This window comes from Mesorhizobium sp. L103C131B0 (assembly GCF_000502275.1).
Taxonomy (GTDB): domain Bacteria; phylum Pseudomonadota; class Alphaproteobacteria; order Rhizobiales; family Rhizobiaceae; genus Mesorhizobium.
Genome location: NZ_AYXC01000013.1, coordinates 38,672 through 63,505, shown reverse-complemented (window position 1 = coordinate 63,505; position 24,834 = coordinate 38,672). Strand labels below are relative to the sequence as shown.

General features: G+C 63.6%; 25 protein-coding genes. 13 read left to right on the top strand and 12 right to left on the bottom strand.

Going from position 1 to position 24,834, the window contains the following annotated elements; genetic code table 11:
• Positions 1 to 83: 83 nt before the first annotated feature.
• Complete coding sequence (locus X730_RS09525; RefSeq protein ID WP_023826879.1) at positions 84 to 452, top strand: GNAT family N-acetyltransferase; 369 nt, start codon at positions 84 to 86, stop codon at positions 450 to 452.
• A 269-nt stretch (positions 453 to 721) separates the two neighbouring features.
• Here the strand turns inward: X730_RS09525 and zapE are convergent, their stop codons facing one another.
• Both zapE and X730_RS144715 read right to left on the bottom strand, forming a co-directional pair.
• Complete coding sequence (zapE, locus tag X730_RS144710; protein WP_023745422.1) at positions 722 to 1,906, bottom strand: cell division protein ZapE; 1,185 nt, start codon at positions 1,904 to 1,906, stop codon at positions 722 to 724.
• A 184-nt stretch (positions 1,907 to 2,090) separates the two neighbouring features.
• On the bottom strand, positions 2,091 to 2,630 hold the full coding sequence (locus X730_RS144715) for a protease inhibitor Inh/omp19 family protein (protein ID WP_023687689.1): 540 nt from the start codon (positions 2,628 to 2,630) through the stop codon (positions 2,091 to 2,093).
• A 433-nt stretch (positions 2,631 to 3,063) separates the two neighbouring features.
• Here X730_RS144715 and X730_RS144720 point away from each other — a divergent pair, with 433 nt between their 5' ends.
• The 8 genes from X730_RS144720 (at position 3,064) to X730_RS144750 (ending at position 10,202) form a co-directional block, all read left to right on the top strand.
• The gene (locus tag X730_RS144720) at positions 3,064 to 3,630 is read left to right on the top strand and encodes a hypothetical protein (RefSeq protein ID WP_023732882.1); all 567 of its coding nucleotides are present in this window, start codon (positions 3,064 to 3,066) and stop codon (positions 3,628 to 3,630) included.
• Between the two features lie 98 nt (positions 3,631 to 3,728).
• A complete protein-coding gene (locus X730_RS1000000166445; protein ID WP_023671746.1) occupies positions 3,729 to 3,890 on the top strand; it encodes a DUF1328 family protein in 162 nt (53 codons plus the stop codon).
• Positions 3,891 to 3,963: 73 nt separating this feature from the next.
• Positions 3,964 to 4,848 (top strand): diaminopimelate epimerase, encoded by an 885-nt coding sequence (dapF, locus tag X730_RS144730; protein ID WP_023706744.1) that lies wholly within the window; start codon positions 3,964 to 3,966, stop codon positions 4,846 to 4,848.
• Positions 4,848 to 6,176 (top strand): tRNA (N(6)-L-threonylcarbamoyladenosine(37)-C(2))-methylthiotransferase MtaB, encoded by a 1,329-nt coding sequence (mtaB, locus tag X730_RS144735; RefSeq protein ID WP_023826878.1) that lies wholly within the window; start codon positions 4,848 to 4,850, stop codon positions 6,174 to 6,176. Before dapF ends, mtaB begins: the two co-directional genes overlap by 1 nt.
• Before the next feature lie 12 nt (positions 6,177 to 6,188).
• Positions 6,189 to 8,180, top strand: coding sequence for a signal recognition particle-docking protein FtsY (gene ftsY, locus X730_RS0134105; RefSeq protein WP_031197133.1), 1,992 nt, complete (start codon positions 6,189 to 6,191; stop codon positions 8,178 to 8,180).
• A 61-nt stretch (positions 8,181 to 8,241) separates the two neighbouring features.
• On the top strand, positions 8,242 to 8,913 hold the full coding sequence (locus X730_RS144740) for a septation protein A (RefSeq protein ID WP_023687683.1): 672 nt from the start codon (positions 8,242 to 8,244) through the stop codon (positions 8,911 to 8,913).
• Positions 8,914 to 8,973: 60 nt separating this feature from the next.
• Entirely contained in the window at positions 8,974 to 9,594 is a 621-nt protein-coding gene (locus X730_RS144745) for a pyridoxamine 5'-phosphate oxidase family protein (protein ID WP_023683854.1), read from the top strand.
• A gap of 59 nt (positions 9,595 to 9,653) precedes the next feature.
• Entirely contained in the window at positions 9,654 to 10,202 is a 549-nt protein-coding gene (locus X730_RS144750; RefSeq protein WP_023683853.1) for an NADPH-dependent FMN reductase, read from the top strand.
• An 83-nt stretch (positions 10,203 to 10,285) separates the two neighbouring features.
• Here the strand turns inward: X730_RS144750 and X730_RS144755 are convergent, their stop codons facing one another.
• Both X730_RS144755 and X730_RS144760 read right to left on the bottom strand, forming a co-directional pair.
• The gene (locus X730_RS144755; protein WP_023683852.1) at positions 10,286 to 10,492 is read right to left on the bottom strand and encodes a 4-oxalocrotonate tautomerase family protein; all 207 of its coding nucleotides are present in this window, start codon (positions 10,490 to 10,492) and stop codon (positions 10,286 to 10,288) included.
• A gap of 165 nt (positions 10,493 to 10,657) precedes the next feature.
• On the bottom strand, positions 10,658 to 11,578 hold the full coding sequence (locus X730_RS144760) for an SMP-30/gluconolactonase/LRE family protein (RefSeq protein WP_023706748.1): 921 nt from the start codon (positions 11,576 to 11,578) through the stop codon (positions 10,658 to 10,660).
• Between the two features lie 286 nt (positions 11,579 to 11,864).
• Between X730_RS144760 and X730_RS1000000168200 the strand changes: the two genes are divergently transcribed.
• Positions 11,865 to 12,032, top strand: a complete 168-nt coding sequence (locus X730_RS1000000168200; RefSeq protein WP_023742107.1) for a hypothetical protein — start codon at positions 11,865 to 11,867, stop codon at positions 12,030 to 12,032.
• A 181-nt stretch (positions 12,033 to 12,213) separates the two neighbouring features.
• Here X730_RS1000000168200 and X730_RS144765 read toward each other — a convergent pair whose 3' ends face one another.
• The 4 genes from X730_RS144765 to ccmA all read right to left on the bottom strand — a co-directional run bounded on the left by X730_RS144765 (position 12,214) and on the right by ccmA (position 14,609).
• The gene (locus X730_RS144765; RefSeq protein ID WP_023826876.1) at positions 12,214 to 12,795 is read right to left on the bottom strand and encodes a DsbE family thiol:disulfide interchange protein; all 582 of its coding nucleotides are present in this window, start codon (positions 12,793 to 12,795) and stop codon (positions 12,214 to 12,216) included.
• Entirely contained in the window at positions 12,792 to 12,983 is a 192-nt protein-coding gene (ccmD, locus tag X730_RS144770) for a heme exporter protein CcmD (protein WP_023671735.1), read from the bottom strand. The genes X730_RS144765 and ccmD overlap by 4 nt, the downstream gene beginning before the upstream one ends.
• Before the next feature lie 122 nt (positions 12,984 to 13,105).
• Positions 13,106 to 13,771 (bottom strand): heme exporter protein CcmB, encoded by a 666-nt coding sequence (ccmB, locus tag X730_RS144775; protein ID WP_023826875.1) that lies wholly within the window; start codon positions 13,769 to 13,771, stop codon positions 13,106 to 13,108.
• Between the two features lie 229 nt (positions 13,772 to 14,000).
• Positions 14,001 to 14,609, bottom strand: a complete 609-nt coding sequence (gene ccmA / locus X730_RS144780) for a heme ABC exporter ATP-binding protein CcmA (protein WP_023747386.1) — start codon at positions 14,607 to 14,609, stop codon at positions 14,001 to 14,003.
• A 285-nt stretch (positions 14,610 to 14,894) separates the two neighbouring features.
• Here ccmA and acnA point away from each other — a divergent pair, with 285 nt between their 5' ends.
• From acnA to X730_RS144795, 3 genes are all read left to right on the top strand, one after another.
• A complete protein-coding gene (gene acnA / locus X730_RS144785) occupies positions 14,895 to 17,585 on the top strand; it encodes an aconitate hydratase AcnA (protein WP_023715753.1) in 2,691 nt (896 codons plus the stop codon).
• Positions 17,586 to 17,942: 357 nt separating this feature from the next.
• Positions 17,943 to 18,722 carry a thioredoxin family protein gene (locus tag X730_RS144790; protein ID WP_023683845.1) on the top strand — a complete coding sequence of 260 codons (780 nt, stop codon included), beginning with the start codon at positions 17,943 to 17,945 and terminating at the stop codon, positions 18,720 to 18,722.
• Between the two features lie 610 nt (positions 18,723 to 19,332).
• A complete protein-coding gene (locus X730_RS144795; RefSeq protein ID WP_023683844.1) occupies positions 19,333 to 19,719 on the top strand; it encodes a DUF2794 domain-containing protein in 387 nt (128 codons plus the stop codon).
• Positions 19,720 to 19,831: 112 nt separating this feature from the next.
• On the opposite strand, the gene X730_RS144800 is transcribed toward X730_RS144795, so the two are convergent.
• The 4 genes from X730_RS144800 to X730_RS144815 form a co-directional block, all read right to left on the bottom strand.
• Positions 19,832 to 20,413 carry a GNAT family N-acetyltransferase gene (locus tag X730_RS144800; protein ID WP_023698867.1) on the bottom strand — a complete coding sequence of 194 codons (582 nt, stop codon included), beginning with the start codon at positions 20,411 to 20,413 and terminating at the stop codon, positions 19,832 to 19,834.
• Positions 20,414 to 20,530: 117 nt separating this feature from the next.
• A complete protein-coding gene (locus X730_RS144805; protein ID WP_023826872.1) occupies positions 20,531 to 21,271 on the bottom strand; it encodes a Bax inhibitor-1/YccA family protein in 741 nt (246 codons plus the stop codon).
• 239 nt (positions 21,272 to 21,510) lie between these two features.
• Positions 21,511 to 24,060: an ABC transporter permease gene (locus tag X730_RS144810; RefSeq protein ID WP_023826871.1), complete on the bottom strand. Its 2,550-nt coding sequence runs from the start codon at positions 24,058 to 24,060 to the stop codon at positions 21,511 to 21,513.
• Positions 24,060 to 24,761, bottom strand: a complete 702-nt coding sequence (locus tag X730_RS144815) for an ABC transporter ATP-binding protein (protein WP_023732872.1) — start codon at positions 24,759 to 24,761, stop codon at positions 24,060 to 24,062. Before X730_RS144815 ends, X730_RS144810 begins: the two co-directional genes overlap by 1 nt.
• Between the last annotated feature and the right edge of the window lie 73 nt (positions 24,762 to 24,834).

Below are 24,834 nucleotides of genomic sequence, written 5' to 3'. Positions count from 1 at the left end.
GAGTGAATGATTTCAATCGGTTAGAAACATTGGGACTTACGTAAACGTCAAAGTTTGTAGGCCAGCTTGGGAGATTTTACACAATGAACGCGGAAATCAGAAGACTATATCCAGGCGATGACGCCCTTGTGAAGCGCATCGCCGAAGACGTGTTCGATGAACCGGTCCGGGCAGACAGGCTTGCTGCCTACCTCGCCTCATCATCAGGTCATCTCATGATCGTGGCATTGGCCGACGGCGTCGTCGACCAATGCCCCACAATCATCCACCGCCATCCCGACAAGATCAACGGACTCTACATCGACGAAGTCGGCGTCTCACCCGCCTACCAGCGCCAAGGCATCGCGCGAAAAATGCTCGACGCGATGTTCGCGCTCGGCCGCGAGCAAAGGTTGCGGCGAAGCCTGTGTTGGAACCGAGCCGGACAATGTTCCATCGCGCGGGCTTTATGAAAAACGCAGGGAGGAGCATGGCCAGGCGGAGGCGTTTGTAATGTATGCGTATGACCTTTAGGCGTCGGCGGGACAGCGCCCCCCTCTGCCTTGCCAGGCATCTCCCCCACGAGGGGGGAGATCGGACGTCACGCGACCTTTCGCCAATCTCCAATGGCCGCAGGAATGAGCGGAGCGCCGAAACCGCCAATCTCCCCCCGTGTGGGGGAGATGTCCGGCAGGACAGAGGGGGGCGCGAAGGATCACTACATAATGACCTCTTCGAACCCTCAGACCTGCACTTCCGCCTTCGCCTTTTGCCGTTCCGCCCAGTCCTCCAGCCAGTCGCGGCTTTGCATCTCGATCAGCCGCGAGGCCGTGCGCTCGAATTCGAACACCTCGTTGCCGCGCCTGGCCGTATAGAGCTCAGGGGGCGAGGCATCGGCGCTTACCACCAGCCGCGTGTGATGATCGTAGAGCGTGTCTATCAGGAGGATGAAGCGCTTGGCCTCGTTGCGCTTGCCTTCGCCCAGCACCGGTACGTGATCGATGAAGACGGTCGAGAAGCGGCCGGCAATGGCCAGAAAATCGCGCGCGCCGAGCGGCTTCTCGCAGAGGTCGGCGAAGGAAAACCGCGCCGCATTGCCGGCAGCAGCCGGTATTCTCACCTGCCGCCCCTTGAGCGTCAGCGCGGTCTCGGCCGTTGCCGCCCCGTGCGTCATCGCCTGCCAGGCTTCGTCGAGCATACGATCGGCTTCGGCATCCGCCGGCGTGACATAGACCGGCGTGCGGGCGAGCTTTTCCAGCCTGTAGTCCTTGTCGGCATCAAGCGTCAGCACATGGGCGTGGCGCTCGAGAATGCTGATGAAGGGCAGGAAGAGCTGGCGGTTCAGCCCGTCGCGATAAAGGTCCTGCGGCGCGACATTCGACGTGGCGACCAGAACCACGCCATTGGCGAACAGCGCCGAAAACAGCCGCGACAGGACCATCGCATCGGCAATGTCGGTGACCGAAAACTCATCGAAGCACAGCACCCAGGCCTGTTCGGCAAGCTGAAGCGCGACCGGCGGGATCGGGTCGTCCTCCTTGACGTCGCCGTTCTTGCGCGCCTGCCGGTGCTTCTGGATGCGGTCCTGCACATCGGCCATGAAGTCGTTGAAATGAACGCGGCGCTTGCGCCTGACCGGCAACAGCTCGAAGAACATATCCATCAGCATGGTCTTGCCGCGACCGACGCCGCCATGAATGTAGAGGCCCTTGACGACCTCGCGCGTCTCGCGCTTGCGGGCAAACAGCCAGCCGAGCGCGCTCGACTTGTGCGCCAGCCGCTTGACCGAGATCTCGTCGGTCAGCCGGTCGAGCGCGGCGGCGATGCGCTCCTGCGCAGGATCGCGCTCGATGGCGCCGGTTGCGACCAGATGGTCGTAGCGCTGCCTGACGGTCGCATGGGTCTGGAGGCCGTCACGCAGATGCATCGGTCACGTCGCTTACTTTGAGCGGATTGCTCCAGGAAAGATCAGGGTGTGTTGAGGTTCAGGTCAGGCCGAGCCGAGAATGGTGGCTCCTGAGAACCGGAGCGGAGCGTACTTAAGTACGCACCGGAAGCGCAGGAAGCCGCCGTTCGCAGGCCGGCCTCACCTGAATATCAGCATACCCTGCCTACCTTGTAAGCGATATCGGCAAGCCGTTGGTAGTCTGGCCGTCGAATTTCGAACCGCCCGAGGAATAGAGCCGCGCCAGCGTGCCGCCATTCTCGTCATAGAGCGTCAGCTGCTTGCCGGCGACGTTCCACGATTTGATGCCGTCGATGGGCGGCGGGCAATGCAGCGGCCCGGCGCGGAAGCCGGCGCCGAATTTGGTCTGCGGCGTCGCCACCTTGCAGCTCTGTCCGGACACGCTGGCGTTCCAGACGCCGGCAACGCTCGCAGCGGTAAGGTCGGAGGCTCCGGCCGGCGCCGATCCGTCCGGCGGCAGCGAGGCGACCTGCGCGCCTGCCGGCGCGGTCGGGAATTGCGATGGGTCGGTGGTGCCCGGCGCTGCCGGGGGCGGCAGTTGGCTTCCGCTCACCGTGCCGGCGGGCGCGGGCTGCAGCGGGGCGGGCTGCTGGTCATCCATCGATGAAAAACGCGAGGTCGAACAGCCGCTCGCAACGAGCGCTGCCAGCGATACGGCCATCAGCCCGCTTCTCGAAAAAATCATTCAAACCTCCGTCGGATCCGGCTGGGGGGAAGCCGTCCGCACAATCTCACCCCTCACCAAGATGGAGAAGGTGGCGAAATTTCAACCCGATATGGTTAAAATAGGGTTTGCACCACGAATTGTTGTAAATTTGTCGCAAAATGGCTGGCGGACAAAAGGCATGTCTTCGCTCTAGCGCGGTTCCAACCGGTACATTGGTTGCGAAAGCGGCACCGGAGCCCGCAGCAGGTCGGCGCATCGGCGGTCGAGCGCAACTGCCGGCGCAAAACTGACTGAAGCGCTTGAGGCGCAAGGCCTGGCGCGTGAGCGGTTTCGCGCCCTGCGTCCGGGCGAGGTTTGGGACGTTCCCGAGATCGAGCGCGGCTGGAGTCTGCATTTGGCCGTTTACGGCACTGCCATTTTAGCCGATTGTCTATCGCAATAGGGGGAACAGATGAAATCAATCTTGGCAGTTTTGATCGCGCTGGTAATTTCGACGCCGGCCGCTTTCGCGGGTGAAATCACCGATCGCGCCGCTGAAGCCGAAAAGGCACTGCAGGCGGGTGATGGCGCCGGCGCGCTGGACAAATTCCGCAGCGCCGAGGACGCTCTGTGGCAAGCGATGCCGCTTGGCGTGCAAAATGTGAAGCATATCCTGTCGGCCAGCGGGTTCGGCGCCTACGCCGAGCGCCCGAACCATGTCTACAAGCCGGGCGAAGAGATTGTGCTTTATATGGAGCCGGTCGGTTACGGCTACGGCTCGGATGGGCTCGGCAACAACCAGATCGCGCTTTACGTTGACCTTACCGTGCTTTCCCAGTCGGGCGAGAAGCTGGGAACCGTCGAAAAGCTTGGTCGGGTCCAGCTCGCCTCGCGCTCGCATAACCGAGAGATGTTCTTCAAATTAAACGTCTCCCTGGATGGCGTTCCCCCCGGCAAATACCGCGCGGATTTCCTCATGCACGACGAGAACTCGCCAAAGACGGCGCCTTTCACGACCGACTTCGAGATTGCCGAATAGCGCGCCCAGTCGGAAAGAGCCTCGCGGCAACGGAACCAGAGCGCCGCAGATGCGTTCTTAAGCCGGCTGCAGGCCAGTCAATTTGCGAGGCATTGTCCATGATCAAATGGATCATCATTCTTCTGATCGTTGCTGCCGCCGCCAGCCTGCTCGGCATGCCGGCGCTGGCCGGTGCCGCCGCCACCGGCGCGCGCCTGCTGATCGGCATCGTTCTCGTCATCTTCCTGCTGATCGTACTCGGCGTTTTCGCGGTAACCTAGACGCAGCCCACACTGGTAATTCCCGCCCGTTTCCGCCATATAGCGGCGAAACGTACAGGAATTACCTCAGATCATGGCAGGCACTGCCCCCTTCGCCAAGATGAACGGCATCGGCAACGAAATCATCGTCGCCGACATGCGTGGCCGTGCCGATAGGGTCACGGCGGCGTCGGCTGTCGCGCTGAACGCCGATGCGGCGACCAGGTTCGACCAGATCATGGCGATCCACGATTCGCGCACGCCGGGCACCGCCTTTTACATCGACATCTTGAATTCCGACGGCTCGGGCGCGCAGGCCTGCGGCAACGGCATGCGCTGTGTCGTCCAGGCGCTGGCCGCCGAAACCGGCCAGAAGACTTTCACCTTCGAGACCCGCGCCGGCATCCTCAACGCCGTCGAACATGCCGACGGCACCATCTCGGTCGACATGGGCACGCCGCGCTTCGGCTGGCAGGATATCCCGCTGGCTGAGGAATTCCGCGACACCCGCATGATCGAGTTGCAGATCGGCCCCATCGACGCGCCGGTGCTCCATTCGCCTTCGGCTCTCTCGATGGGCAACCCGCACGCCATCTTCTGGGTCGAAAACGATGTCTGGTCCTACGAACTCGAGCGTTTCGGCCCGCTGCTCGAAAACCATCCGATCTTCCCCGAGCGCGCCAACATCACTATCGCCCAGGTAACGTCGCCGGAGACGATGATCATCCGCACCTGGGAGCGCGGCGCCGGCCTGACCAAGGCCTGCGGCTCGGCCGCTTGCGCTTCCGTCGTCGCCGCTGCCCGCACCCGGCGCACCGGCCGCAGCGTTACGCTGATGACGCCCGGCGGCGGCTCGCTGCATGTGGAATGGCGCGACGACGACCACGTCATCCTGACCGGTGCCGCTGAATGGGAATTTTCCGGCAGTTTCGATCCGTCGACCGGCACCTGGGCCCGCGACACCGAAAGCGCGGCCTGATGTCTGCACTTGCCGATACCAAGGGCCTCAACTCCCAAGGCATAGACGTCGTCACCTTCGGCTGCCGTCTCAACACCTATGAATCCGAGGTGATGCGGCGCGAGGCCGAAAGTGCCGGCCTCGGCGCGCTCAAAGGCGGGGCTATCATCTTCAACACCTGCGCCGTCACTTCGGAAGCGGTGCGCCAGGCCAGGCAGTCGATCCGCAAAGCCCGCCGCGAAAACCCGGCGGCGCGCATCATCGTCACCGGCTGCGCCGCGCAGACCGAACCGCAGAATTTTGCCGCCATGGACGAGGTCGACCTCGTGCTCGGCAATGAGGAGAAGCTGAAGGCGAACTCCTACCGCGCGCTGCCGGATTTCGGCGTCAACGACACCGAGAAGGCACGCGTCAACGACATTTTCTCGGTGCGTGAGACCGCCGGCCATATGGTCGACGCCATCGAGGGCCGGGCGCGCGCTTTCGTGCAGGTGCAGAACGGCTGCGACCACCGCTGCACCTTCTGCATCATCCCCTATGGGCGCGGCAATTCACGGTCGGTGCCGATGGGCGCCGTGGTCGAGCAGGTCAAGCGTCTGGCCGGCAACGGCTATGCCGAGATCGTGCTGACCGGCGTCGACATGACCAGCTTCGGCGCCGACCTGCCGGGCGCGCCGAAGCTGGGAAAGCTGGGAAAGCTGGTGAAGACCATCCTGAAGCAGGTGCCTGATGTGAAGCGGCTGCGGCTGTCCTCCATCGATTCGATCGAAGCCGACGACGATCTGCTCGACGCCATCGCCACCGAACCCAGGCTGATGCCGCATCTGCATCTGTCGCTGCAGTCGGGCGACGACATGATCCTGAAGCGCATGAAGCGCAGGCATTTGCGTGACCAGTCGATCCGCTTCTGCGAAGATGTGCGCAAATTGCGCCCGGCAATCGTCTTCGGCGCCGACATCATCGCCGGCTTCCCGACCGAGACCGAGGAAATGTTTCAGAATTCGATAAAGATCGTCGAGGAATGTGGGCTGACGCACCTGCATGTCTTCCCGTTTTCGCCGCGCGAAGGCACGCCCGCCGCGCGCATGCCGCAGGTCCGCCGCGAATTGGTCAAGCAGCGCGCGGCCCAGCTGCGCGCCGCTGGTGAGGCTGCGTATCGCCGCCATTTGTCGTCACTCCCGGGAACGCGCCAGTCGATCCTGGTCGAGCGCGACGGCCTCGGCCGCACCGAAGGGTTCACGCTTGCGGCGCTCGACACGGGCGCGCCGGGCGAGATCGTCGAGGCAGACATCACCGGCCATGACGGCGCGCGCCTGATAGCCTCGCCCCTCACTGCCTGCGCCGCCTGAGACGATTGAAGCATGGCCGGTTTTTTCAAGAACATATTTTCGTTCGGCAAGAAGGAAGTCGTCGAGGAGCGCATCGACGAAACCGCTCCCCTGCCGCCGATCAAATGGGATGCGCTTGAGGCGCTGAAGCCGGCGGCCGAGCAGGTCGTTCCGGAGTTCTTGAAGCGCGAGGAGCCCGAGCCGCCGACGCCCCACCCTCGCCTCGATGGGGAGGGTCGCCACGAAGTGGCGGGGAGGGGTGAGAGCGCCGACGCCGACGCCACTCACCCCCACCCCCAAGCTTCGCTTGGGGCCTCCCCCATCGAGGGGGAGGTAAAGCCTGCGCCGCAGTCGGCGCCAGAAGAACCGAAGCCCGAACCCACGCCGACCATCCCGCCCGCGCCGGAACCGGTCGTCCCATCCGAGCCGGAACCGTTGCCGGAGCCCGCGCCGGTAGAAGAACCGCAGCCTGAGCCGGAGATACCCGAGCCGCCTGCACCGGAAGAAGTTCCTGCGCCGCCAGCCGTTCCGGAGCCGGCTCCCGAGCCGCAGCCCCAAGAAGTGCCGCCGGCGCCGGCCGAGCCGGAGATCGAACCATCGCGTCCGGAACCGCAGCTGGAGCCCGCTCCCGTCGAAGTGCCGACGCCTGCCGAGACTCCCGCAGAACCGGCCGCCCCGATCGAAGTGCCGCAACCGTCCGCGCCTCCCGCACAGCCTACCTCAGAGGTCAGCGCCGCCCCTCATCCACCTGCCGGCACCTTCTCCCCGTATAGCCACGGGGAGAAGGACGAGGCGACCCACCCTCCCCTCGATGGGGAGGGTCGACGCGAAGCGGCGCGGTGGGGTGACAGCGCTGACGCCAGCGCAAATCACCCCCACCCCCAAGCTTCGCTTGGGACCTCCCCCATCGAGGGGGAGGTAAAGCGCACTCCGGTCGAAGCCACACCCGCGCCGGTCGAAGTCCGGGCTGCCACGGCGGGGGTTGCGCCCATGCCTGAACCGGGTTTTCCGCCGACACCACAGCCGACACCGTCAGTCGGCAAAGTCACCGTCACCAGAAAGGTCGAGCAGAAAGCCGAGCCGCAAAAGGCGCCCGAACCGGCGCCGCGACGCTCCTGGTTCCAGCGCATGCGCGACGGGCTTGCCCGCTCCTCGAAAGAACTCACCGGCAACATCGCCGGCGTCTTCACCAAGCGCAAGCTCGACGAGGAGACGCTGCAGGATCTGGAGGACGTGCTGATCCGTGCCGATCTGGGCATGGAAACAGCCTTGCGCGTCACCGATGCCCTCGCTGCCAGCCGCTACGGCAAGGATGTCTCCGACGCGTATGTCCGCACCATCATGGCGGCCGAGGTGGAGAAGGTGCTGGCCCATGTCGCCATGCCGCTGGAGCTCGACCTGTCGCATAAGCCGCATGTCATTCTGGTGGTCGGCGTCAACGGCACCGGCAAGACCACGACCATCGGCAAGCTCGCCGCCAAACTGACCGATGGTGGCCTGTCGGTGATGCTGGCCGCCGGCGACACGTTTCGCGCTGCGGCCATCGAGCAGCTGAAGATCTGGGGCGAGAGGACGAAGTCGCCGGTCATCGCCTCGAAGATAGGCGCGGATGCCGCCGGCCTCGCCTACGACGCTTTCGAACGCGCCAAGGAGGCCGGCTCCGACGTACTGATCATCGACACCGCCGGCCGGCTGCAAAACAAGACCGAACTGATGGCGGAGCTGGAAAAGATCGTGCGCGTGCTGGGCAAGCTCGATCCGGAAGCGCCGCATACCGTGCTGCAGACGGTCGACGCCACCACCGGCCAGAATGCGCTCAATCAGGTCGAGATCTTCCGCAATGTCGCCGGCGTCAACGGCCTGGTGATGACCAAGCTGGACGGCACGGCGCGCGGCGGTATTCTGGTCGCGATCGCGGCAAAGCACAAACTGCCGGTCTATTTCATCGGCGTCGGCGAACAGGTCGACGACCTCGAACCATTCTCGGCCGGCGAATTCGCCAGGGCGATCGCCGGCGTAGCGTAACAGGCAATGATCCCGAAGAGCTGACGGCTTTTTGGACAAGATCATGCGTCAGAAGGAAGTCATGAACCCACCCATCCTCGAACGCGACCCGTCCGACCCGCGAAAGAAGAAAGAAAGCGTCAATCCGCTGCTCAAGCTGGTGCTGGAACTCGGGCCGCTGATGGTGTTCTTCTTCGCCAATGCACGCGGCGCCTGGCTGGTGCAGAAATTTCCTGTCCTGGCCGAATTCGGCGGGCCGATCTTCGTCGCCACCGGCCTGTTCATGGCGGCGACCGCGATCGCGCTGATCGCCTCCTGGCTGCTGCTGCGCACCTTGCCGATCATGCCGATGGTCTCGGGCGTCGTCGTCTTCATCTTCGGCGCGCTGACGCTCTATCTGCAGGACGACGTGTTCATCAAGATGAAGCCGACCATCGTCAACACCCTGTTCGGCGGCGTGCTGCTCGGCGGTCTGTATTTCGGCCGATCGCTGCTCGGCTATGTCTTCGATTCGGCCTTTCGCCTCGATGCCGAAGGCTGGCGCAAGCTGACTTTCCGCTGGGGCCTGTTCTTCCTGTTCCTGGCTCTTGCCAATGAAGTGGTGTGGCGGAATTTTTCCACCGACTTCTGGGTTACCTTCAAGGTCTGGGGCATCATGCCGATCACCCTGTTGTTCACCTTCAGCCAGATGCCGCTGATCCTGCACCATTCGATCGAGGATAAGGCCGAGAAGGTGGAAGAAGCCGGCAAGTAGAGCAATTCCAGGAAAAGTGTGAAGCCGTCCGGAATTGCGTCAGAATAAACGGAGACGGCCATGGAATTCGTCACCACGCGCGATGAACTGAGGACGATCTACAAGACCCCGCGGCCGACCGACACCTCGATGCGCAAGGAACTCAGGGCGCTCGACGGCCACTGCCGCTCTTTCATCGGCAAGAGCCCTTTCGTGCTGATCGGTTCTTCCGACGGCGCCGGCAACGCCGACGTGACGCCGAAAGGCGACAGACCGGGCTTTGCCCTTGTCCTCGACGACAGGACCATCGCCATTCCCGACCGGCCCGGCAACAACCGGCTGGACACGCTGGAAAACATCCTGCTCAACCCTTCGGTCGGGCTGCTTTTTCTCATCCCCGGCATGAACGAGACGCTGCGCATCAATGGCGACGCCCGCATAACCGTCGATGCCGGTTTGCGCGAGCGCCTCACCGTCGACGGCAAGCAACCGCAAAGCGTCGTCGTGGTGAGCGTCAAGGCCGCCTACATGCACTGCGCCAAGGCCTTCATGCGCTCCGAATTGTGGAAGCCGGACAGCTGGCATGACCGCGCGACGTTGCCGACGCTCGGTCAGATCCTGTCCGATCAGATGGCGCATGCCGAAACTGCCGACGATTTCGACCGCTCGCTGGACGAAGCCTACAGCAAGACCCTGTGGTAGATTTCGGGTACGATTCGCCATTGCGGTCCTTTGCCGGTTTTCCCTAGCCCTGTTTCCCCGTGATCGAACTCCTCGCCATCTCCGGCAGCCTGCGCGCCGCCTCGACCAATTCGGCGCTGCTGGCGGCGCTGTCCGCGAACGCGCCTTCGGATTGCCGCGTAACTGTCTATGACGGGCTCGGCCTGCTGCCGATCTTCAACCCGGATGACGAAGGCGAGCGCACACCGGCCGAGGCCATGCGGCTGATCGAGGCCGTCACCAGCGCCGATGGCATCATCGTCTCCTGCCCCGAATATGCCCATGGCGTGCCCGGCGGCATGAAAAACGCTCTCGACTGGCTGGTCTCGCGCGACGCCGCAGTCGGCAAGCCCGCCATGCTGGCCCACGCCTCCGCGCGCTCGCTCTATGCCCGCGCCGCGCTGGCCGAGATCATGCGCACCATGTCGTTCGCGCTTTGTGAGAATGCGGTTCTGGAGATTGCCTTGCTCGGCAAGAAACCGCCGGAGATAGAAGCGATCCTGGGAGAGGACGAGAACCTGCGGGCCATGCGCGAAGCGGTGCAGGTTTTCGCGAGTTTTATACGCGCAAACGTTGCCTCGTCATCCTAGGGCGGAGCAAGGAGCGAAGCGACGCGGCGCAGACCCTAGGATGACGAACGAAAGGGTGCGGCGCACCCCAACGTGCCGCTGTGCTACCCCTTCCGCAACGTCTCGACATCGGTCACACCGACATACCAGTCGCGCGCGTTGACCTCTTCGAACACCACCCAGACGTCGTCATTGCTAAGCCCGGTGGCGTCCATGATCGCCGCCGTGACCTTTTTGGCAATGTCGGCCTTCTTGCCAGCGGGATCAGCGGCGATCACTTCCTTGACGATGCGGATGTTGACGAATGGCATGACGTCCTCCCCTTGAATTGTGTCTGATACCGCCGCCGCTGGGCGGCTTCGAAATCCGCTCCGGCGAACCGCTTGGCGGTGGTTCCGTCAGCCGCAGCGCAACGGGCGCCGCGGGAATGCGCAGAAACGCCATCAAGGGCCGCCAGAGAAGCGTTTGCAGCAGCCTCAATACGTCTTCGCCCCGTTCACCATCAGCCGCACCATGTAGAGCGACGTCGTGCCGGCGATGTAGAGGCAGTTCAGCTTGTTGCCGCCGAACACGCAATTGGCGGTCACTTCCGGCACCTTCACCTTGCCGATCAGCGTGCCGTCGGGATCGTAGCAATGGATGCCGTCGGCGGCACTGGTCCAGATGCGGCCGGCCTCGTCGAGCCGGAAGCCGTCGAACAGGCCGGCCGTGCAGTCGGCGAACACCTTGCCGCCCGACACCTTCTTGCCGTGCTTGCCGACGTTGAAGACCCGCATATGCGCGGGGTTCTGCGCGCCATGGGTGCGGCCGGTGTCGACGACATAGAGCTGGCTTTCATCCAGTGAAAAGGCAAGCCCGTTCGGCCGGACCATGTCGGTGATGACGGCCTCGACCTCGCCCGTATCCGGATCGACCCGGTAGACATTGCAAGCGCCGATCTCGCTTTCGGCCTTGTCGCCCTCATAGTCGGTGTCGATGCCGTAGCTCGGATCGGTGAACCAGATCGAGCCGTCGGATTTCACGACCGCGTCATTGGGCGAATTCAGCCGCTTGCCTTTCCATTCGGCCGCGATGGTGGTGATCGAGCCGTCATGCTCGGTGCGGCTGACGCGGCGGCCGGAATGCTCGCACGTCACCAGTCGGCCCTGGCGGTCGACGGTGTTGCCGTTGGAATTGCCGGAGGGCTGACGGAAGACGCTGACATTGCCGTCGGTCTCGTCATAGCGCAGCATGCGGTTGTTGGGGATGTCGGACCAGACGACATAGCGGCCGGCGGCGAACCAGGCCGGCCCTTCCGCCCACTGACATCCGGTAAACAGCTTTTCCACCTGGGCGTTGCCGTTGAACAGCCGCGCGAAACGTGGATCGAGAATTTCGTAATAGTCTGCGGTCGCCATGCATTTCCTCCGGGCATCACGTGACGCGCGGATCAAGCCAGCCTGCGGGCGCGATGGCAAGGTGGCGCAGGCGCAATTGTAAGACAAAAGGTGCCCGGCCGGCATGGCCCGCCAGCCTGTCCGGCCGTTTATGGTGCTGTTAGCGCTGTATTAACCTGCTATGCGCCCTGCGCAATGGTGCATTGCAACATCTTCTTTTTGCATCGCACCATTCCTATGTCATGTTGCGAACGACCAAGGGAGGAACAAATTCACCGCTGATATGCGGTACGAAAGGACCCTTGCTATGGCTTTTGACAACCTCTTCTCCCGCGCGCGCACCTCGATGGCCAAGCGCCGCCACTACAACCGCCTCGTCGCGGAAATCGAAAACCTGACGAGCCGCGATCTGGCCGACCTGCGCGCCGACCGCTCGGAAATGCTCTACCAGGTTCACAAGCAGATCTACGGCTGAGCTTTCAGACGGCAGCGGGGCACGACCCCCACCCGGATTGCCAAACCGAATTGCATGAGCAATTCGGGCAATCCGACCTCTCCCCTCGGGGAGAGGAGCTAGCCTGTGCCGATGCTTCCCTCTTCCCCCACGGGGAGGAGGGGGCCGCGTAGCGGCCCGATGAGGGGGCATGGCGCCAACGTCAGCCCGGTGCCGCGAGCGCCTTTTCAATCTGCGGCAACAGAACATCCCTCGCCGACTCCCCTGTCAGCGGCCCGACATGCTTGTAGGCAATCTTGCCGTCCTTGCCGATGACGAAGGTTTCCGGCACGCCGTAGACGCCCCAGTCGATGGCCGTGCGGCCGGCCTGGTCGACACCTATCGCCTGGAACGGATTGCCGAGATCACCAAGGAACCGGCGCGCGTTTTGCGCTTGGTCCTTGTAGTTTAGCGCGGCCATGACGAAGCGCTTGTCCTGCGACAGCGCCAGGAGCACCGGATGCTCTTCCCGGCACGGCGCGCACCACGATGCAAAGACGTTGACCAGCGTTACCTTGCCGGCGAAGGCTTTTGAATCCAGCCCGGGCAGGTTTGATCCTTCCAGCGCCGGCAGGTTGGTCTGCGGCGCCGGCAGGCCGATCAGCGCCGACGGCACTGCCGCCTCGTCGCGTCCCGACAAAAGCTGCGACAGGAACAATCCGGCGAGGCCGAGAAAAACCAGCAGCGGCAACAGCACGATCAGGCGGCGGCGCGGCGACGCCGGCGTTTCGCTTTCCGTGCTCATGGCTTGCTGGCCCCAGTGCTGGCCCCAGTACCGGCTTTGTCCGAGCGACGCCGCACGCCGGCCGCTTCGAGGTCTGCCAGTTCGCGCTTGCGGGTCCGCTGGTCGAGCAGGATCCAGCCGATCAGCCCGGCCAGCACGATCACCGTAATGCCATAGGCGGCCGCGACATAGAGTGCGTGTGCACTCATGCGCTTCGCTCCCCTTCCACCGTCACTTCGTCGTGCTCGATCATGGGCTTCCCATGGCTTTGCGGCTTTCTTAGCTTTGCGGCTGGGGCTTCGCAATTGATCGTCGCGCCGCAGCGGTCATATCAATCCGTTCCATGCCGCAGCGCCAGTGCTGCCGCCACCGGACCCAGCACGGCAAGAAACAGCGTCAGCGCGGCAAGAATGAGGAAGGGCTGCAGGAATGGATCAGGATCGGCCACCGCGCCGTAGCTCGCCGACACCCCGAAGATCAGCACCGGGATGGTCAGCGGCAGCACCAGCACCGAGATCAGCAGCCCGCCACGCGGCAGCGCCACCGCCACCGCCGCCCCGACCGCGCCGATGAAAGTGATCGCCGGCGTGCCGACCAGCAGCGTGAGCGCGGTGGCGCCGATGCTGAGCGGCTCCATGTTCATGAACAGACCGAGCAGAGGAGCGGCGACCACCAGCGGCAGAACGCTGCCCATCCAGTGCGCCAGGCACTTCACCAGCACCGTCAGCGCCAGCATGTGGCGGTCATTGCCGAGCACCAGAAGATCGAGAGAACCGTCTTCGCGATCGGCCTGAAACAGCCGGTCGAGGCCGAGCAGGCAGGCGAGCAGAGCGCCGATCCAAAGGATCGCCGGACCGATGCGGGCGAGCAGCTTCAGGTCCGGTCCGACACCGAAGGGGATGGTGGCGATGACGGCGAGGAAGAAGATGACGCCGGTGAGCGCTCCGCCGCCGGCGCGGACGGAGAGGCGGATGTCGCGCAGGAAGAGGGCTAGCATTGCCAAGCCGCGCCTGCGGTTTGATCGCCATCTTGCCGAAGGTGGCGTTCCTTCACACCCCCCTCTGTCCTCCCGGACATCTCCCCCGCAAGGGGGGAGATTGGCAGCTCCACTGCTGACGCCTCTTTTTCAATGCCGGTGATTGGCGAAAGCCGGCATGACATCTGATCTCCCCCCCTGCGGGGGAGATGCCCGGCAGGGCAGAGGGGGGTGGGCGGGAATGCCGACATCACCCTGTTGCTCCCATCCTCAATGCCTGTGCTCCATCCAATCCCAGTGGCAAATGCGTCGCCGCGACAATGATTCCACCTTCTGCGCAATGCCTCGTCATCAGCCCCGCAAACCGCGCCTCCGAGGCCTTGTCCAGCCCAGCCGTCGGCTCATCCAGCAGCCACAGCGGCTTATGACTGACCAGCAATTTCGCAATCGCCGCCCGCCGCCTTTGCCCGGTCGACAGATATCCGAAAGGCAGATGACCGATGCCGCCGAGACCAACCGTCTCCAGCGCCTCCCCCACACCCGACTGCCCGTCGCCGTTGAAATCGCGCCAGAAGCGCAGATTCTCCGCCACGCTGAGCGCCGTCTTCATTGCATTGAGGTGGCCGAGATAGTGGACCGCCGAAGCGATCGTCGGAAACGTCTCGCCGCCGCCCTCGATGCGCACATCGCCTTGCGCCTTCGGCAGCAGCCCGGCGATGACCCTGAGCAGCGTCGATTTGCCCGAGCCGTTCGGCCCGGTGACGACCAGCACCTGGCCCTTGTCGAGCGCAAAACCGATGCCGGAAAAGACCGTCTCGCCGCCGCGTTCGCCGCCCAGATTTTCGGCAATCAGCCGCATGCCTGCCCGTCCCGAAAACTCTACCGCGCGATAGCTGCCGCATCGCACAAATTTGCTCCGCAACTGTCTAGAACTATTCCAGAAAATTCTCTATATGCGGGACATCCGTGCCAGCGGTCGGCACGGGAACAGAATTTGCGCCGAACCAGCGCACGCGCCGCCTTGAACGGCTCGGGTTGGCTGGGAACGGACAGCGGAAATGGCCGTACCCGCACCTTTGCGCGTGATTGCATGCCCATCGGCGTCCGTTCCCTTTCAGGCTGAACAGACAAGGACGGACCGCACGTGTCAAAATCCCTCGACAGTTTCAATTGCCGCCGCACCCTCACCGTGGGTGGCGCGGACTATGTCTATTACAATCTGGTCGAGGCCGAGAGGAACGGCCTCACCGGCATTGCCCAGCTGCCTTATTCGATGAAGGTGCTGCTGGAAAACCTTTTGCGCAATGAAGACGGCCGCTCCGTCACCAAGGACTCTATCCAGGCTGTTGCCGGCTGGCTGACCGACAAGGGCACCGCCGGCGTCGAGATCGCCTATCGCCCGGCGCGTGTCTTGATGCAGGATTTCACGGGCGTCCCGGCGGTGGTCGACTTGGCCGCCATGCGCGACGGCCTCAAGGCGCTCGGCGGCGATCCGCAGAAGATCAATCCGCTGGTGCCGGTCGACCTCGTCATCGACCACTCCGTCATCGTCGACGAATTCGGCACGCCACTGGCCTTTGCCAGGAATGTCGAGCTCGAATATGAGCGCAACGAAGAGCGCTATAAATTCCTGAAATGGGGCCAGCAGGCGTTCCGCAATTTTCGCGTCGTGCCGCCCGGCACCGGCATCTGCCATCAGGTCAACCTCGAATATCTAGGTCAGGTCGTCTGGACCAACACGGAAGACGGCGAAACGACCGCCTATCCCGACACCTGCGTCGGCACCGATTCGCACACCACCATGATCAATGGCCTTGGCGTGCTCGGCTGGGGCGTCGGCGGTATCGAGGCCGAGGCGGCGATGCTCGGCCAGCCGGTTTCCATGCTGTTGCCCGAAGTCATCGGCTTCCGCCTTACCGGCAAACTCAGGGAAGGCATCACCGCCACTGACCTGGTGCTGACCGTCACCCAGATGCTGCGCAAGAAGGGCGTCGTCGGCAAGTTCGTCGAGTTCTTCGGCCCGGGCCTATCCAACATGACGCTGGCCGACCGCGCCACCATCGGCAACATGGCGCCCGAATATGGCGCCACCTGCGGCTTCTTCCCGGTCGACGGCGAGACCATCCGCTACCTCACAATGTCGGGCCGCGAGGAAAGCCGCATCGCCCTGGTCGAGGCCTATTCCAAGGCGCAAGGCATGTGGCGTGACGCCGGCTCGGCCGACCCTGTCTTCACTGACCTGCTCGAACTCGAGCTCGACAGCGTCGTGCCGTCGATGGCAGGTCCCAAGCGCCCCGAAGGCCGCGTTCCGCTCGAAGGCATTCCGGCCGGCTTCGCAAAGGCGATGGAAACCGAGTACAAGAAGGCTGCCGAAATCCACAAGCGCTATGCCGTCGAAGGCACCGACCATGATCTCGGTCATGGCGATGTCGTCATTGCCGCCATCACGTCCTGCACCAACACCTCCAACCCGAGCGTGCTGATCGGCGCCGGCCTCTTGGCGCGCAACGCCAACCGGCTCGGCCTCAAGCAGAAGCCGTGGGTGAAGACCTCGCTGGCGCCGGGCAGCCAGGTGGTCGCCGAATATCTGGAAAAGTCCGGCCTGCAGAAGGAGCTCGACCAGATCGGCTTCAACCTGGTTGGTTTCGGCTGCACCACCTGCATCGGCAATTCCGGCCCGCTGCCGGCGCCGATCTCCAAGACCATCAACGATAAGGGCCTGATCGCCGCCGCAGTGCTCTCCGGCAACCGCAACTTCGAAGGCCGTGTTTCACCTGACGTGCAGGCGAACTATCTGGCGTCGCCGCCGCTGGTGGTAGCCCATGCTTTGGCCGGCACCGTCACCAAGGACCTGACCACCGAGCCACTCGGCGAAGGCCGCGACGGCAAGCCGGTCTATCTCAGGGATATCTGGCCGAGTTCGGCCGAGATCCAGGAGTTCATCGAGAAGAACGTCACACGTGAGCTGTTCGCCCGCAAATATGCCGACGTCTTCAAGGGCGACGAATACTGGCAGAACGTCAAGGCGCCGGAAGGCCAGACCTATGCCTGGGACGACAACTCGACCTATGTGCAGAACCCGCCCTATTTCGCCGGCATGACCTCCGGTTTCGGCAAGATCGGCGACATCAAGGGCGCGCGCGTGCTCGGCCTGTTCGGCGACAAGATCACCACCGATCACATCTCACCGGCGGGTTCGATCAAGGCCGCTTCCCCGGCCGGCAAATACCTCACCGACCATGGCGTCGGCGTTGCCGACTTCAACCAGTACGGCACAAGGCGCGGCAACCATGAGGTGATGATGCGCGGCACCTTCGCCAACATCCGCATCCGCAACCATATGCTGGGCGAGAACGGCCGCGAGGGCGGCTACACCATCCACTACCCGTCGAAGGAAGAGGAATCGATCTACGACGCGGCGATGAGGTACAAAAAGGAAGGCGTGCCGCTGGTCATCTTCGCCGGCGTCGAATACGGCAACGGCTCCTCCCGCGACTGGGCAGCTAAAGGAACGAATCTCCTCGGTGTCCGTGCCGTCATCGCCCAGTCCTTCGAGCGCATCCATCGCTCCAACCTGGTCGGCATGGGCGTCATCCCCTTCGTCTTCGAGGAAGGCACCTCATGGGCCTCGCTCAACCTCAAGGGTGACGAGCTGGTCGAGATCGACGGCATAAGCACCATCAAGCCACGCCAGACGATGATCGCCAAGGTGACCTATGGCGACGGCACCGTGAAGAACGTGCCGATCATCTGCCGCATCGATACGCTGGACGAACTCGACTACTTCAAGAATGGCGGCATTTTGCAATACGTGCTGCGCGATCTGGCCGCGTAGCGGCCAGGGCTTAGGCAGTAGGGATTGGGCGGTAGCGGGGAACGACATCCCCTACTCCCTACTCCCTACTCCCTACTCCCTACTCCCAGTCTTTCCAAAGCATTGCCCGACCCGATCGAAGCCCCGCCCTGTACGACAGGAGTAAAAACCGGCTGGGCTCAGCAAGATCTGCCCCACGCTCCTGATGCCATGCTCCCGATCGAACCGGGCGGTGAAGTGCTCCCCCTGTGATGGCCATACCCATGGTTGCGGCAGCAAAAATTTCACCGCAACGTGACTTCCCGTTGACTGTCGCTTCTGCCACAAATCTGGGCAACCAGAACAAGGCCGGCGTCACCGGCGGGAATCGGAACGATCATGGCACCTCGACACCCTCTCCGGCTTGCGGCTTTTGCGCTGGCCTTCTCGGCGCTTGCCGGGACCGGGTTCGCCGAGGAATCGGGAACGACCCAGACCGACAAACCGCAGATTGACAGGCCCTTGGGCGTGGTCGAGCTGTTCACCAGCCAGGGCTGCAATTCCTGCCCGCCGGCGGACGCTTTCTTTGCCGAGCTGGCGGCCAAGGACAACGTCGTCGCGCTCGCCTACCACGTCAATTACTGGGACTATCTCGGCTGGCAGGACACGCTGAGCAGCAAGGACAATACCGACCGGCAATATGACTATATGCGCGCCTTCGGCACCCGCTCCGTCTACACGCCGCAAGCCGTCATCAATGGTCGCAGCCATGTCAACGGCGCCAGCCGCAAGGAGGTCGACGGCGCGCTTGCCCGCATGGAGAAATCCGGTGAAGGCATGCGGGTCAGCGTCAAGGTCAGCCGCACCAGCGATCGCGTCATGATCGATGCCGGCGACGCCGGTAGCGGCCCCAGCGACGCCCATGTCGTCATCGTCTATTTCGAACCACCGCAGACGGTGACTATCGCCAAGGGCGAGAACACCGGCCGCAGCATGACCTACTGGAACGCCGTCACCGGCATCCAGACCGCCGGCATGTGGCACGGCAAGGCGCAGCGCTACGAATTGCCGATGACCGAGATCGCCAAGAAAGGCGGCTGCGCCGTGCTGCTGCAATCGGTTGGCAAGGACGGCCTGCCGGGGCCAATTCTGGGCGCGGCGTTTATTCACAAGCCTTAAGAGGCTGGTCCATACCTTTTGATATCGGCGGGACAGCACCCCCCTCTGGCCTGCCGGCCATCTCCCCCGCAAGGAGGGAGATTGGCAGCTTCGCCACATCCGCCATCCTGTCCCACGTTTGAGATTGGCGAAAGCAAACGCGAAATCTGATCTCCACCCTTGCGGGGAGATGTCCGGCAGGACAGAGGGGGGTGTGAAGGATCACGACGACAAGTGTCTGGTGCCGCCCAACAAAAAAACCGACGTCAGCTTGCTTCTGACGTCGGTCATTTAGGCTTTGGGATCGTCGCACCCGGTCTCTCCCTGGGGAAAGTCCGAGGTTGGTTCGATCCGACGCAGACCCGTGGGCGGGGGGCTTGGGGTTTACGAGCCGGTGCCGGACCGAACCGTCTCAGGCAACGCCGGTAAATTCGTCGGACATTGGGGCATGAGCGCGGATAAAAAAGGGCGGAAATGTGGCGAGGCATCACCAATTCAAACACCGCGTTTTATAAAAGTGACTGGACGTTGCGAAAACAGCGCGGTCCCGGGATGGTTGGCCGGGCCTTGCAATTCCACGGCGAACACGCCAACTTCTGCAAGCGAGATTCATTTTCAAAGGGATCGCGGGATGACCGATCGCAGCGGTGGGACGGAGGATGGGGACGCATCCGCAATATTGATCCCGCTGCACGAGGCGCGACGCGAACGCCTCGACCAGCCGGTCCGTTTCGACCGGCGTGAGCTCGATGAGATCCTGAGGCTGTACGGACGCATGGTCGCCGCCAACGAATGGCGCGACTATGCCATCGATCATCTGTCTGATCGGGCTGTGTTTTCAGTCTTCCGCCGGGCCAGCGAAGTGCCGCTGTTCCAGATCGTCAAGGATCCGAAACTGGCGCGCCGGCAAGGCGCCTTCGCCGTCATCGCCGCCGGCGGCCGAATCCTCAAGCGCGGCCAGGAACTCGGTCGCGTGCTCAACGTCTTCGATGCTAAGCTGAAGATTGTCCAGGCCTAATTGAGAATTGGGGAATTGAAGAATTGAAGAATTGAAAAAAGAGGATGTAACGGTCGAAATACCGCCGGGTTTGTTGCTATTCAAATCCTCAATTCTTCAGTTCTTCAACTCCTCAATTCCCGCTCCTCAGGCTCTCACGAAACTTCCGCTCCGGCAGCGAATGCGGATCGGGCGGAACCGTTGCGCCGCCATTCAGCGACAGCTGCATGAACACCGTGTCAAGCCAGCGCCCATGCTTGTAGCCGGAGCCTTCCAGGCGACCGGAATGGCGAAAGCCGAGCTTTTCATGCAGCCGCACCGAGGCGCTGTCTGCATGGCCGTCACCGATCACCGCGACGATCTGGCGAAAGCCCGCCATACGGCAGGCTTCAATCAGCGCCTGCATCAGCAGCAGCCCGACGCCCTGGCCCTTCGCATCAGGCGCGACATAGACGGAATCCTCTACGATGAAGCGGTAGGCCGGGCGCGGCCGGAACGCGCCGGCATAGGCGTAGCCGAGCAGCGCGCCATCTCGTTCCGCCACCAGATAGGGAAAGCCCCCCGCCGTCAGGCTGTCGAAGCGCCCACCCATCTCAGTGCGGCTGGGCGGCTCGAGCTCATAGCTCGCGGTGCCATGCGTCACGGCATCGCCGTAGATCTCGGTGATTCGGCCGAGGTCGCCTTCCAAGGCCGCGCGGATGGAAATAGTGCTCATGATTTATGCAGACGATTCATCTGCCTCCATGACAGCAAAGGCCGGCACAAAAGAAAAGGGCGGCCGTTGGCCGCCCTCTTGATATCCGCTGGTCCAGTTGCCTGATGGGAAGACCGCCTAGCGGCGATCGCCCATGAACTGCAGCAGGAACATGAACAGGTTGATGAAGTCGAGATATAGCCTCAACGCGCCCATGATCGCCTTGCGGCCGGCAACGTCGGCCTGATCGCCTTCGTAGTACATTTCCTTGATGGTCTGCGTGTCATAGGCGGTGAGCCCGGCGAAGATCAGCACGCCGATCGCCGAGATGGCGAAGCCGAGCGCCGACGACTGCAGGAAGATGTTGATCAGCATGGCGATCACCAGGCCGACCACGCCCATGACCAGGAACGAGCCCAACGCCGAAAGGTCGCGCTTGGTCGTGTAGCCGTAGAGCGACAGCGCGCCGAAGGCGGCCGCCGTGGCAAAGAAGGTCTGAGTGATCGAGGCGCCGGTGTAGACCAGGAAGATGGTCGACAGCGAAAGGCCGACCAGGCCCGAATAGACCCAGAAGGTGGTTTGCGCCGCGGCCACGCTCATCGACTGGATCCTGAACGACAGGAAGAAGACGGCGGCGAGCGGAGCCAGGATGACCACCCAGCGGAAGGCGCTGGCATAGATCAGCGTGCCGAAAGCGGTCAGCTGTCCGTCGCCGGTGACGGCGAGCTGGAAAGCGCCCCAGGCGGCGACGCCGGTGATGAGGAGGCCAAGCCCCATCAAATTGTAGACCTTGAGCATGTAAGTGCGCAGGCCTTGGTCGATGTCGGCGCGCGCGCCCGGCACGGCCGAAGTCTGGTAGTTGCGAATGGGCTCAGCCATTGGAATCCTCTGTTGCTTCTGCCCCGTACGGTGTCAGGCCCTTTCGGACCTGGGCGCCGCTGGCGGGGCTCCAGCATGCCTGTGGCGAAATATGATGGTTCTTGACGTCAAGAACAAGACCGTAACGGGCTGCAACGCTTGGTGAATCTCCGGAAGCCGGTTTTCTTGGGCTTCCATGACTGCACATTACCAAGATTTAATCGGAAACGGCAGATTCGGCCAACCTTGCCGTTTTGGGCCTAGAGGTCGCGCAGCACCGGCGCCGCCTTGTGCCCGAGCACCCGCCAGGTGCCGGCAAGGCCGATGCCGACTGTGATCACCAGCGCAAACACCAAGGTCGCCACTGCCACCTCCGGCATGAAATGCGACGGCAACGTCATGATGCGGGCAACGATGTACCAGGCGGCGATGCCGCCGGCAGCCAACGCGAACACCGCGGTGGCCAGGCCGATCAGCATGTATTCCAGCGAAAACGCCGTGATCAGCGTTCGCCTCGTGGCGCCCAGCGTCTTCAGCACCACGGCATCGTGGATGCGGGCGCGATTTCCCGCGGCGAGCGCGCCGGCAAGCACCAGCACCGAAGCGATCAGCGCCACGCCGGCCGCCGCCCGGATCGCCGTGCCGAGCTGGCCGACCAGCCGGTTGACGACGTCGAGCGCGTCCTTGACCCGAACTGTCGTCACCGCCGGGAGGGCGCGGGTGACGGCGTTGAGCAGGCGGGCATCCTCTGCTGCCGTGGCATCCTTTTCGGTCAGCGTCGCCAGCCAGCCATGGGGCGCGCCTGCAAAAGTGTTGGGCGAGAACACCATGACGAAGTTGATGCCCATCGTCTCCCATTGCACCTCTCGGAAATTGGCGATCCTGGCCGTCACATTGCGTCCGAGCACATTGACGGTGACGGTATCGCCGAGCTTCAGGCCGAGCGCCTTGCCTTCATCGTTGGAGAACGAGACCAGCGGTTCGCCGCTGTAGTTCTCCGGCCACCAGCTGCCCTCGGTCAATGTCGCATTGGCCGGTTGTTTGGCGTCGTAGGTCAGGCCGCGATCGCCGCGCAGCACCCAGGCGCCTTCCGATGGCACATTGGCCTTGTCGACACTAACGCCGTTCAGCGCCATCACCCGGCCGCGCAGCATCGGCACCTTGACCAGCGTTCCCTTCGGCGCCTCATTGCCGATCAATGTCGAGAAGGCATCGACCTCGCTATTCTGGATGTCGACGAAGAAGAAATTCGGCGCCCGTTCCGGCAGACTGCCGGAGATCTGCTGCCTGAGATTGCCGTCGATCAGCGCCAGCGTCACCAAAAGCGTCAGCCCGAGGCCCAGCGACAGCACGACGGACGGCGTCAGCGCGCCGGGCCGGTGGATGTTGCCGATGGCGAGCCTGAGCGCGACCGGGCGCACACGCGGGCTTTTGCGCGCCACCCACTGCACCAGCGCACCGACCAGGCGCAACACCAGAAAGGCAAAGACCGTCGCGCCGACGAAGATCAAGGCGATGCGCCGGTCGCCGGAAAACAGGATGGCGAGCGCCGCCAAAGCGACCGCGATGCCGACCGCCGTGGCAAGATAGGGCAGGCGTGGAAAGCCGCGGCCCTCAAAACCCATTTCGCGAAACAGCGCGGTCGCCGGCACATCGCGGGCGCGGCCGAGCGGCAACAGCGCGAAGGCAAGCGTCACCAGCAGCCCGAACAGCGCGGCAAGAGCCAGCGCACCGGGATAGAAGCCGCCTTTAGCCGGCACCGGAATGACCGACTGGAGCGCAGCGCTGGCAGCAAACGGCATGGCGGCGCCGAGGATGAGGCCAAGCGCGATGCCGAGGCCGGCGATCATCAGGATCTGCACGAGATAGACGGTGAAGACGAAGCCGCCCGAGGCGCCAAGGCTCTTGAAGGTGGCGATGACGCCGCGCTTGCCGTCGAGATAGGCGCGCACCGCATTGGCAACGCCGACGCCACCGACGACCAGCGCCGTCAGCCCGACCAGCGTCAGGAATTGCGAGAAGCGCTCGATGTTGGCCGACAGCGCCGGCGCCGCATTGGAACGCGTGCGGATCGACCAGCCGGCTTCAGGGAAATCGCTCGCCGCCCGATCCTGGATGGTCTTGAGATCGGCCTCGCTGGCGCCGGCCGGCAGCCGAACCTTGTAGGCATTCTCGACCAGGCTGCCTGGCTGGATCAGCCCAGAGGCGGCAAGCCCCGCGGTCGAGACCATCAGCCGCGGCGCGAAGCCGAAACCGTCCGACACCGCATCCGGTTCGCTCACCAGCCTGGCCCGCAATTCGAATGTCGCGCTGCCGACCTTCAGCCGGTCACCGATCTTCACATTCAGCCGGTCGAACAACAGGTCGGGCGCGGCGGCGCCAAAGACGCCTGATTTCTCGCCGAACAAATCCTTTCTGCCAAGCCGCGGCGCGGTCTCGATCGCGCCATAGAGCGGATAGGCGTCGTCGACGGCCTTGGCCTCGACCAGCGCCTGGTCGGAGCCGTCATCCAGCCGCGCCATCGAGCGCATATTGGCGCTGTGCGACACAGTGCCGAGGCGGTCGAGGAAGGTGCTTTCGGCTGGCGTCGCATCGCGCTGGTTAAGCTGGAAGCGCAAGTCGCCGCCAAGCAGCGTCTGGCCCTGGTCGGCAACGCCTGCGGTGATCGCCTGCGCCACCGAATTGACCCCGCCGATTGCAGCGACGCCGAGCGCGATGCAGGCAAGGAAGATCATGAAGCCGGACAGTCCGCCGCGCATCTCGCGCAGCGAAAAGCGGAACGCGAGCTTCAGCGTCTGCGACAGTGGCATCAGGCCGGCACCTTGACCTGCGCTACCGGCGCATCCTCGATGCGGCCGGAGCGCATCGACACCTGGCGCGAGCAGCGCGCCGCAAGGGCCGGATCGTGCGTGACCAGCACCAAGGTCATGCCGCGCTCGGCCGCCTTGGCGAACAAAAGGTCGGCGACCTGCCGCCCCGTCGCCTGGTCGAGATTGCCGGTCGGCTCGTCGGCAATCAGAATGCGCGGCGACGGCGCCAGCGCGCGGGCGATCGCCACGCGCTGCTGTTCGCCGCCGGAGAGTTCGCCGGGATAGTGGGTGACGCGGTCGCTCAGGCCGACGGCCGCCAACTCCTGCGCGGCGACGCCGAACGGATCGGCATGGCCGGCCAGTTCCAGCGGCACCGCGACATTTTCGAGCGCCGTCATGTTGGGAATGAGATGGAAGGACTGGAAGACGATGCCAATGTTTCGGCCCCGAAACGAGGCGAGCTGGTCCTCGCTTTTGCCGTTCAGCAATTCGCCGGCGATCCTCACCGTCCCCGAATCGACCCGCTCCAGCCCGGCCAGCACCATCAGCAAGGTCGACTTGCCGGAACCCGAAGGGCCGACAACGCCGGTCGCCTCGCCGCGCGTCACGTCAAGGCTGACGCCTTTCAGCACATGCACAGACGAAGCCCCTTGGCCCAGGGTCAGGGATATGTCTTTAAGCGCGATGACGGCTTCTGTCACAATTAAAGCGTCCTATATCAGGATGAAGGCTCTGCTTGCCGAAAGCCGTCGCCGGAAGAATTCCTCGGGTATA